This is a genomic window from Mycobacterium sp. (assembly GCF_036273375.1).
In the GTDB taxonomy this organism is placed as follows: domain Bacteria; phylum Actinomycetota; class Actinomycetes; order Mycobacteriales; family Mycobacteriaceae; genus Mycobacterium.
On the sequence record NZ_DASUHS010000057.1, the window covers coordinates 1 to 2008 of the forward strand.

Below are 2008 nucleotides of genomic sequence, written 5' to 3' on the forward strand. Positions count from 1 at the left end.
GGGTATTAACCGATGCGGCCCGCAAGCCGCCGGACAGGCCTACGGGGTCCTAGTACTCCAGCCGTAGATCGTGATCATGTGAGTTGAGCTTCTTGGCGGCGGTAGTGGCAGGAGCGGGCATGGTGTTGATGGCGGCGTCGCCACTGTGACCAGGCCAGCGGATCGGTGAGCCGGCGGGTGGGTTCGGTGATCAGCGTGGTGAATAGGTGTTGGATCTCGTTGCAGGTCAGGGCGATCAGCTCGGCGGGTGGTGGTCGCTGGGCGCGTTCGGTGGCGGCGATGACCGCGAGCAGGGCATGGGCGAGCATGGCCAGCAGGGTCCAGCGTCGCCAGGCCAGCCAGCGGCGGACTTGGTGTTCATCGAGCCCGGCCAGACCTTTGGCGGCCTGAAAACTCTCCTCGATGGTCCATCGGCGTCCGGCGACGCGGACCAGTTCGCCGAGCGGGACCGGGGTGGGTGCATAGCAGCGGTAGAAGGCGAGTTCACCGTGGTGGGGGTGGCGGCGGATGAGCAGCCAGTGGTGTCCCGCTGGGGCGGTCAGGGTGACCCACGCCCAGTCGTAGTAGCGCTGCCCCTTAGCGCCCGGCCCAGCGGAAAGTCGTTGCCAGGCGCCCTTGGGCAGGCTGGCGGCCAGGGTGTCGGGGCAGATCAGACCGGCTGCGGTGGGCACCCGGCGGTCGCAGCCGATGGCCAGCACGTAACCCACCTCGCGAGCCTCCAGATAGCCACGCAATCCCGGGTCGGCGCCGTAGACCTCATCGGCGGCCACCCACCGCGCCGGCACCCCAGCGTCGAGCGCCCGGGCCAGCATGGTCTGCGCCAGCGCCGGTTTGGTGGCGAATGCGACGTCATCGGGCACGCCGGCGGCGGCGCAGCGGGCCGGGTCACTGGTCCAGGAACGCGGCAGGTACAGCTCCCGGTCGATCATCGCGTGTCCGACCTGCCCGGCGTAGGTCAAATACACTGCCACTTGGGCGTTCTCGATCCGACCCGCGGTCCCGGTGTATTGCCGCTGAGTCCCGACCGTGGCAGTGCCCTTTTTGACATCGCCAGTCTCATCGACCACCAACACCCCGTGTGGATCACCCAGGTGCTCCACGACGTAATCACGCAGGTCATCGCGCACCCCGTCGGTGTCCCACACCGCGCGACCCAGCAGATGTTGCATGCCATCGGGGTTGACGTCCCCGGCGTACTCGGCGATGGCCCAGCAGTTCTTGCGGGGTAGGTCGGCCAACAGCCCGAGCACGAACCCTCGGACCCGTCGCCGCGGTTCGACCCGAGGAAACCGGCCGGCCACCCGACCGAGTAACTCATCCAGCATCCCCGGCCATCGATCTACCGCTACGCTGCGGCCCACGGCCACCGTTTGATCCTCTGACGTCTTCACAACCGAGGATGATCATGCGGTGGCCGCCCTGCGTCCGGGACCGACACGCGGCAAGATCACGATCTACGGCTGGAGTACTAGGCCCGTGGTCAGGCCGAGTCGATCAGCCAACAACCGCGGCAGCACCACCCCCGCCTGCGCGACCGTCCCGGCACCGCCGACCTCGACCTGCAGTCTGTGCGACCAGGCCAGCGCGGGATCATCGCCCAGCCGCCCGATGCTTGTAGCCTTCACCTCAAGGGTGTTCCTTTCTGGGCTCACGCAGATCTCGACAATCCGCATTGTCCGAGTTCAGGGGCACCCTTCCTCGTCCCGACACCCCGAAATCCATGATCACAAGATCGCCGTGAATATCCGAGGTCCACACCACCTGAAACTCCTGGGCCACCCCGATCGCGGCGACCTGCGAACGACCGCTTTCGGCCGCTCGATCCAGGTGCGACCGCATCACCTCGACCTTGCGCTCACCGCGTCGAAACCGCACCACCGGGATGTGGTTGGCCTGGGCGAATCGCCGCATACCATCCCGAAACCGAGCACCGATCTGCTCGAAGATCGCCGGTGACGCGATCGGCATGCCCCGGTGCTCGTGCAGGAAATACACCACACCGCCAGGC

The 2008-nt window shown here is 67.1% G+C and carries 2 protein-coding genes and 1 pseudogene; all 3 read right to left on the reverse strand.

Annotated elements, in window-relative coordinates; all coding sequences use genetic code 11:
* Nucleotides 1-74 precede the first annotated feature (74 nt).
* Nucleotides 75-1325, reverse strand: a complete 1251-nt coding sequence (locus VFW69_RS05280) for an IS701 family transposase (protein WP_526498883.1) — start codon at nucleotides 1323-1325, stop codon at nucleotides 75-77.
* Nucleotides 1326-1454: 129 nt separating this feature from the next.
* Nucleotides 1455-1625, reverse strand: coding sequence for a hypothetical protein (locus VFW69_RS05285; protein ID WP_526498881.1), 171 nt, complete (start codon nucleotides 1623-1625; stop codon nucleotides 1455-1457).
* 1 nt (nucleotide 1626) lies between these two features.
* Nucleotides 1627-2008, reverse strand: a pseudogene (locus tag VFW69_RS05290) (hypothetical protein); the annotation flags it as partial.

What these genes read in the sequence shown, in the direction of transcription:
- VFW69_RS05280 (WP_526498883.1), bottom strand. Translation starts at nt 1,325, where the DNA reads ATGCTGGATGAGTTACTCGGTCGGGTGGCCGGCCGGTTTCCTCGGGTC.